This window comes from Lysobacter sp. 1R34A (assembly GCF_051217035.1).
Lineage (GTDB): Bacteria > Pseudomonadota > Gammaproteobacteria > Xanthomonadales > Xanthomonadaceae > Lysobacter.
Genome location: NZ_JBPKJP010000131.1, coordinates 1 through 8,826, shown reverse-complemented (window position 1 = coordinate 8,826; position 8,826 = coordinate 1). Strand labels below are relative to the sequence as shown.

The window sequence follows — 8,826 nt, the reverse complement described above, 5'->3', positions numbered from 1 at the left end:
GTCGGCATCGGGCTGCGCGGCGACCTGTGCCTCGAACAGCGCGTGAATCGTGCGGTCGTTCACCGCATCCGCGCGCAAATCGTTGAACTCGCGCAGCACCTGCTCGCGCTCGGCACTCGTCAACAAGGCCAGCTCGCCGACCTTGCGCGTATCGCCGCCGACCATGCCCTGCAGCAGCGCGATCCACTGCCGCACCATGCGCTCGGCGGTGGCGCGGTCGAACAGGTCGCTGGAATATTCCAGTTCGCCGCTGAGGTCCTCGCCGGCATCGCCGAGCAGCAGGCGCAGATCGAAATGCGCCTTGGCGTTGGTCGCCGGCACCGCGCTCAGTTCCAGACCGGGCAGCGCCAGGCTGCCGCTGTCGGGCGTGTTGTCGAGGGTCAACATCACCTGGAACAAGGGGCTGTGGCCGAGGCTGCGCTCCGGCGCCAGCGCTTCGACCACCTGCTCGAACGGCAGCTCCTGGTGGGCATAGGCGCCGAGCGTGGTGGTCTTGACCTGGGCCAGCAGCTCGGCGACGGTCGGGTCGTCGCGCAGATCGACGCGCAGGGCCAGGGTGTTGATGAACAGACCGATCAGCGGTTCGAGTTCGGTGCGCTGGCGGTTGGCCACCGGCGTGCCGATCACCACTTCGTCCTGGCCGCTCAAACGCGACATCAGCGCCGACCAACCGGCGAGCAAGGTCATGAACACGGTGGCGCCGTGGCGCTGCGACAGCGCGCGCAGGGCCGTGGTCAGCGCCGCCGGCAAGGCGACCGGGATGCGGTCGCCGGCATAGCTCTGCAGCGGCGGGCGCGGACGGTCGCCGGGCAGTTCCAGCAGGGTCGGTGCGCCGCCGAGATGCGAACGCCAGAAGTCGATGTGTTTCTGCAAGGCCTCGCCCTGCAGCCACTGGCGCTGCCACACCGCGTAGTCGGCGTATTGCACCGGCAGCGGCGGCAAGGGGTCGGGTCGCCCCTGGGTGAAGGCGGTGTAGAGCGCGCTGACCTCGCGCACCAGCACGCCCATCGACCAACCGTCGGAAATGATGTGGTGCTGGGTCACCAGCAGGATGTGCTCGTCGTCGCCGACGCGCAGCAGGCGGCCGCGGATCAGCGGGCCGGCGGCCAGATCGAACGCGGCCAAGGCTTCGTCGCGGCCGATCCGGGCCGCCTCGGCTTCGCGCTCGGCCGGCGCCAGCGCGCGCAGGTCGTGATCGACCAGGGCGAAGCCGACGTGTTCGGAGGCGATCTGCTGGCGCGCCGATCCGTCGGCGCCGACGAAACGGGTGCGCAGGTTTTCGTGGCGGGCGACGATGCGGTCGAGCGCCGACTGCAGGGCCAGGCGATCGAGCCGCCCCTTCAGGCGCAGCGCGGCCGGCACGTGATAGGCCTCGCCGGCCGCCTGGTCGAGACGGTCGAGGAACCACATCCGCTGCTGCGCCCACGACAACGGCAGTTCGCCGTCGCGATCGGCGCGCGCGATCGGCCGCGCGCCATCGGGCTGCGCGGCCGGCGTCGCCGACTTGTTGAGCCGGCGCCGCAACAGTTCCAGTTTCAGCAGCTCGATGTCCGCCGACGATTCCTTAGACATCCCGCATCTCCATCGCTAGTTGTTCCATGGTGTGTCGTCCCCTTGCCGCCGCGCGGTCGCGGCGGCTCACGGGTTTTCCTCTTCGAGCAGGGCGCGCAGTTCTTCTTCCGAAAGCTGGTCGATGTCGGCGGCCATGCGCTCGACGTCCTCGTCGGCATAGCGGCCGACGCTGGCGACCAGCACCACCCGCGCCAGCAGCGCGACCTCCGGCGACTTGAACAACTCGGCCACCGGCACGTCGACGGCGAAGGCTTCGCGCACCCGCGCCATCACCTGCACCGCCAACAGCGAATGCCCGCCGACCTCGAAGAAGTGGTCGTGGCGCCCGACCTGTTCCAGGCCGAGCAGTTCCTGCCAGATCGTGGCGATGGTCTCTTCGACCTCGCCCTGCGGCGGCTCGTAGCTGCGCGCGGTCACCGCGATGCGGTCCGGCGCCGGCAGGGCCTGGCGGTCGAGCTTGCCGTTGGCGGTCAGCGGCCAACGGTCGATCAGCATGAACGCGCTCGGCACCATGTACTCGGGCACCTGCGCCGCCAGCATTTCGCGCAGGCGGCCCGGCAAGGTGCTGCGCCACTTGGCTTCGAGCGGGTCGTGGGCGAAACCGGACTCGTCCTTCGACAACTGCTCCTGCGCAATCTGGCTGCGCCAGTCGAAACGCAGCGCCTGGCCGTCGCGGCCGATCAGGGCGTGGTACTCGCCGCTGTGCGCGTTCGGCGCCCAGCTCAGGTCGAGGCTGTAGCCGCGCTCGCGGCAAAACGCTTCGAGATCGGCGCACAGCGCGCCCCGGCGCGCGTCGAGCGCGGCCTGGGCCTTGATCGCCGCAACCGAGGCCCCGCCCTCGCCCGCGCCGAGCCGCTGCCAGGCGCGCTGATACGGGGTGGCCCAGGGATGCGCGATCGCGCGCAGGCCGATCACCGCCTCGCCGCTGGCTTCGACACGCTGCTGCAGGCGCTGCGCATCGAAGCCTTCGTCGCCCCAGTCCTGCCAGTCGATCGCGAACACCTCGTCGCGCTCGCCGTCGATGCTCAGCACCACGTCGTAGCGGTAGGCCGACATCTCGTTTTCGTGGCGGGCCAGCTTGGGCAGCACGCGCACCGCGCTGATGCGCGGATAGCGCTCGCGCAAGGCATGGAACCAGACCGGGTCGATCAGCAGCTCGATGTCGCCGCGCATCTTCTGCGCGGCGCGGTCGCCCAGCTGCGTCGCCGACAGGCTGTCGGGCGACTGGAAGGCCTGCACCGACAGGTGGAACGAGGGCATCAGGCCGTGGTGGCGCACGTCGCCGATCATCAGCTTGCCGCCGGCCGCGGTCACTCCGATCGACGAGGCGATCACCTGCTCCAGATAGGCCAGGTTCGGGAAGTACTGCACCACCGAGTTGATCACCACGGTGTCGAACTCGCCGTGGATCGCCGAGAAATCGGTGGCCTCGCCCTGGAACACCTCGGCCTTGCCCGTCAGGTCCGGGGTGATCCCGACCAGGTGGTTGACCTTGGCCACGGTCTTGACCGACAGGTCGGTACCGACATAACGCTCGCAGCGCGGCGCGATGTTGCACAGGATCATGCCGGTGCCGACGCCGATCTCGAGCACCCGCCGCGGCTGCAGCGCCTCGATCCGCACCAGGGTGCCGTCGAGCCATTCGCGCATGCCTTCGCTGGCGATCGCCTCGCGGGTGTAGGTGCTGTTCCAGCCGGTCAGGTCGAAACCGAAATCGGCCTGCTCGACGGTTTCTTCCTCGCCCTGGTCGTCGAAGATGTCCGACCACTGCGCGACCTGGCCATCGAGCAATTCCTCCAGCGCCTCGTCCTTGGCCGCGGCGCGCGGCGCCACGTAGGCCACCAGGCGCTTCTCGCCGGGCTGGTCTTCGCGCGCGACTACCACCGCCTCGCGCACGTCGGCGCACGCCGACAGGCGCGCCTCGATCTCGCCGAGTTCGATGCGGTAGCCGCGCAGCTTGACCTGGAAGTCGTTGCGTCCGACGTATTCCAGGTTGCCGTCGCTGCGCCAGCGGCCGAGGTCGCCGGTGCGGTACATGCGCGCGCCGGCGACGGCCGCGAACGGGTCGCGGACGAAGCGCTCGGCGCTCAACTCGGGGCGGCCGAGGTAGCCGCGGGCGACACCGGCGCCGCCGATATGGATCTCGCCGACCACGCCGACCGGCAAGGGTTCGCCGTCGCCGCCGAGCACGTAAATGCGGGTGTTGGCGAGCGGCCGGCCGATGTGCGGCGCGACCCCCGCTTCGATGCGCGCATAGCTGGCGTCGACCGTGCACTCGGTCGGGCCGTAGACGTTGTAGCAACGCATGGCCGAAGCCGCGGCCGCGTCCCAGGCGCGCGCCGGCAGCGCTTCGCCGCCGACCAGCACGATGCCCGGGCGCCGGCCGCCGGTCGCCGCGTCGTCGAGCAGACCGGCGGCGAGCAAGGCTTCGAACTGGGCCGGCGTGCAATCGAAGATGTCGATGCGCTCGCGGCCGAGGAACTCGATCAGCGCCGCGCCGTCGGCGCGGATCGCCGCCGGCACGATCACCATGCAGCGGCCCGACAGCAACTGCACCAGCGACTGCACCGAGGCGTCGAAGGACAGCGCCGCGTCCAGGCCCAGGCGCGCGCCCGGCGCGCACTCGGCGAACACTTCGCGCTCGAACGCCGACCATAGGTTGAGCACGTTGCGGTGCTCGACCATCACGCCCTTGGGCTGGCCGGTCGAACCGGAGGTGTAGATCACATAGGCCAGGTGCGAGGCCGACAAACCCTCGACCACCGGGTCGTGCCCGGGCTGGGCGGCCCAGGTTTCGTCTTCGTCGAGCAGCAACACTGCGATGTCGGGCGCGTGCGCGTCGAGCGACCAGGCCGCCTCGCGCAGCGCGTTCTGGGTCAGCAGGGCCTTGGGCGCGCTGTCGCCGACCAGATAGGCCAGGCGCTCCGGCGGATAGGCCGGGTCGAGCGGCACGTAGGCGGCGCCGGCCTTGAGCACGCCGAACACCGCGACCACCGCGTCCAGGCCGCGTTCGACGCAGATCGCCACCCGGTCGTCGGGCGCCACGCCGAGCGCGATCAGGCGGTGGGCGACGCGGTTGGCGCGGCGGTTGAGTTCGCCGTAGCTCAGCGCGCTGCCCTCGTACTCGACCGCGGTCGCCTGCGGATCGCGCGCGACCTGGGCCTCGAACAGGCCGTGCACGGTCCGTCCCTCGTGGCCCGCGGCCGGCGCATCGCCGCCGACCTCGTTGAAGCGTTCCAGCACCAGCCGGCGGTCGTCGGCGCTGAGCAGAGACAGACCGCTAATGCGGCGCTGATCGTCCCCGGCCATCGCCTGCAGCAAGGTCTGCAGATGCTGCGACCAGCGTTCGACGGTGGCGGCGTCGAACAGGTCGTTGGCGTATTCCAGGCTGCCGTCGAGGCCGCCGTCGTGCTCGATCAGTTCCAGCGACAGGTCGAACAAGGTCTCGTCGCGCGGCTGGTCGATCAGGCTCAGGCTCAGCTCGGGCAGTTGCAGGGTGCCGGCCGGGGTGTTCTGCAGCACCAGCATGTTCTGCACCACCGGGTTGTGGCCCAGGCTGCGCGCCGGCTGCAGCATGTCGACGACCTGCTCGAACGGCACGTCCTGGTGCTCGTAGGCGCCGAGCATGACCGCGCGGGTGCGCGCCAGCAGTTCGGCCACGGTCGGGTCGTCGCCGAGGTCGACGCGCAGGGCCAGGGTGTTGACGAAGAAACCGAGCAAGGGCTCGACCTCGCCGCGGCGGCGGTTGGCGACGGCGGTGCCGACCACCACGTCGTCGCTGCCGCTCAGGCGCGACAGCAGCAGCGACCAACCGGCCAGCAGGGTCATGAACAAGGTGCTGCCGTGGCGCTGCGACAAGGCGCGCAGGCCCTCGACCGTCTCCGCGCCGATGCGGAACCGGCGGGTGCTGCCGATGTAGCGCTGGACCGGCGGACGCGGCCGGTCGGTCGGCAGTTCCAGCAGCGCCGGCGCACCGATCAGGTGCTCGCGCCAGTAGCCCATCTGCGCTTCCAGCGCATCGCCGCGCAGCCACTGGCGCTGCCACACCGCGTAGTCGGCGTACTGCACCGGCAACGGCGGCAGCGGATCGGCGCGGCCTTCGGCGAAGGCGGCGTACAAAGCCGACACTTCGTCGACCAGCACGCCGAGCGACCAGCCGTCGGAAATGATGTGGTGCTGGGTCAACAGCAGCACGTGTTCGTCGGCGGCCAGGCGCAGCAGGCGGCCACGGATCAGCGGGCCGGCGGCCAGGTCGAAGGGCTTGCGCACTTCCGCCGCCGACAGGGTCCGCACTTCGCGTTCGCGCGCCGGCGCGTCGAGCGCGCTGAGGTCGATGTCGTCGAGGACGAAGCCGCAATCGGCGGGCGCGATCGACTGCACCGGCTCGCCATCGCCGGCGACGAAGCAGGTGCGCAGGATTTCGTGGCGGGCGACGACGCGGTCGAGGGTGGCCTGCAACACCGCGCGGTCGAGCCGGCCGCTGAGGCGCAGCGCCGCAGGCATGTGATAGGCGGCGCCGGCGGCGGAGTCGAGCTGGTCGAGGAACCACAGGCGCTGCTGCGCCCACGACAAGGGCAGCGGCGCGCTGCGGTCGGCGGCCACGATCGGCGGCAGCGAGGCCGCACTGGCGCCGCGCAGGCTCAGCGCCATGTCGGACAGTTGAGGCCGCGCGAACACCTCGCGCAGCGACAGCTCCAGGCCGTGGCCTTCGCGCAGGCGGGTCACCAACTGCACCGCGATCAGCGAATGGCCGCCGAGTTCGAAGAAATGATCGTGGCGGCCGACCCGTTCGCGGCCGAGCAGGTCCTGCCAGACCTGGGCCAGCGCCGCTTCGGCCGCGCCCTGCGGTTCGGCGTAGGCGCGCGCGGCCATCGCCGCGTCGTCCGGCGCCGGCAGCGCCTTGCGGTCGAGCTTGCCGTTGGCGGTCAGCGGCAACGCATCCAGGCGCACGATCGCCGACGGCAACAGGTAGTCGGCGAGCGAGCGCGCCAGCTGTTCGCGCCACTGCGCCACGCTCGGCACGGCTTCGGCGACGCCGCTCGCGGTCTCGGGGGCCGCCACGACATAGGCCACCAGCCGCTTGTCGCCAGGCAGGTCCTCGCGTGCGATCACCACCGCCTCGCGCACCCCGGCGCAGGCCGACAGCGCCGCTTCGATTTCGCCGAGCTCGATGCGGAAGCCGCGGATTTTGACCTGGAAATCGTTGCGGCCCAGGTATTCCAGGCGGCCGTCGGCGCGCCAGCGCGCCAGGTCGCCGGTCTTGTACATCCGCGCCAGGGCCGGATCGGAATCGGCGCTGACGAAGGGATCGCGCAGAAAGCGTTCGGCGCTGAGCGCTTCGCGGCCGAGGTAACCGCGCGCGACCTGGGCGCCGGCGATGCACAGCTCGCCGCCTACGCCGACCGGCGCCGGCTGGCCCTGCGCGTCGAGGATGTAGACGCGGGTGTTGGCGACCGGGCGGCCGATCGAGACCTCATGCTCGGGCAACTGCGAGGCATCGGCGAACGACGCCGCGGTCGCGTATACCGCGGCCTCGGTCGGGCCGTAGGTATTGAGCAGGCCGCAGCGCAGCCCCGGCGCCTGCAACCACTGGGCCAGGTGGCGGCGTTCGACCTTCTCGCCGCCGACCACGACCAGGCGCAGGCTCGCCGGCGGCGACAGCCGCCCTTCCGCGACCGACTGCGACCACTGCTGCCAGAACGCGGTCGGCAGGTCGGCGATGTTGATCGCCTGCGCGCCGAGGAACTCGACGAACTCGGCATCCGGCGCGAGCAGATGGGCCGGACGCAGCACCACCGTGGCGCCGGCCGACAGGGTCGGGAAGATTTCCACCACCGAGCTGTCGAACGAATACGAAGCGAACTGCAGCATGCGGTCGCCCGGCTGCAGCGCGCATTGGCCGATGTGGGTACGCACCAGCTCGGCGACGTTGCGGTGTTCGACCATCACGCCCTTCGGCTGGCCGGTCGAACCCGAGGTGTAGATGACCTGGGCCAGATGCGCCGGGCTCAGCCCGAGCGCTTGCGCATCGGGATCCTGCGACTCGCCCTCGCCCGCCGCCGCGATCGACTCGTCGATGCCCAGCACCGGCAGACGCGCCGGCTCGCCGAGCGGCAAGCGTCCGCGCAACCCGGCCTGGGTCAACAGGGCCGCCGGACGGCTGTCTTCGAGCATGTAGGCCAGGCGTTCGGACGGATAGTTCGGGTCCAGCGGCACGTAGGCGCCGCCGGCCTTGAGCACGCCGAGCAGGCCGGCGACCATCGCCGCGCTGCGCTCGACGCAGATCGCGACCCGATCGTCGGGCTTCACGCCCAGGGCGATCAGGCGATGGGCGATTCGGTTGGCGCGGCGGTTGAGTTCGCCGTAGCCGATCGCGGTGGCGCCGTCGATCAAAGCGATCGCATCGGGCTGCAGCGCGGCCTGACGCTCGAAGGGGCGATGCAGCAGGCCGTCCGGCGCCGGCGCGGTACCGGTGTCGTTGAAGCCGAACAGCACTTGCTCGCGCTCCACCGCCGGCAGCAGCGGCAAGGCGCCGAGCTTGGCTTCGGCGTCCTGCGCCACTGCGTTCAACAGGTTCGTCAGATGAGCGGCCATGCGCTCGGCACTGGCCGCATCGAACAGCGCTTGCGCGTAGTGCAGTCGGCCGCGCAGGCCGCCGGCGCCCTCGGCGAGCTCCAGCGCCAGGGCCGGCTCCTGCGACGAAGCTGCCGCCACCGTCGCCCCGTCGAGCGCCAGCAACACCTCGAACAAGGCTTCGCCGCGGCCGCGCACGGCCTGAGCGACCTGGGCGAACGGCAACTCGGCATGGGCGGCGGCACCGGCCAGGACCGCGGCGGCGCGCGCGATCGCGTCGGCGACGCTCGGGTCGTCGTGCAGGTCCAGGCGCAGCGCCGCGACCTCGTTGTCCAACGCAGTCGAGGCCAGGCCGGTGACGACCTCGCCCTGCCCGCTCCAGCGCGTCAACGCGCTCGCCCAGGCCGTCAACAGCACTGCCGGCAACGGCGCCGCCTGTTGCGCGGCGAGCGCATGCAACGCCGAAGCGGTCTGCGCCGGCACGGCGATCTCGACCGCAGCCAGGCCGCGTCCGGCCTGCACGCGCCCAGCGTGCATGCGCTCGGCCTGCGCAGCGCGCGGACGATCGAACGGCAGGCTCAAGGCCAGCGGCGCATCGTCGAGCTGGGCCTGCCAGTAGGCGCGGTCGCGATCGAACACGCTCGCCTCGCGCCACGGCGCGGCGCTGCCGGCGCGCGCCGA

General features: G+C 71.3%; 2 protein-coding genes. Both read right to left on the bottom strand.

The annotated features are described in order from the left end of the window. On the bottom strand, positions 1–1,572 hold a 1,572-nt coding region (locus ACSAMQ_RS18790), incomplete at its 3' end, for a condensation domain-containing protein (protein ID WP_435397120.1). Between the two features lie 66 nt (positions 1,573–1,638). Continuing rightward, positions 1,639–8,784 carry an amino acid adenylation domain-containing protein gene (locus ACSAMQ_RS18785; RefSeq protein ID WP_435397119.1) on the bottom strand — a complete coding sequence of 2,382 codons (7,146 nt, stop codon included), beginning with the start codon at positions 8,782–8,784 and terminating at the stop codon, positions 1,639–1,641. Positions 8,785–8,826 lie beyond the last annotated feature (42 nt).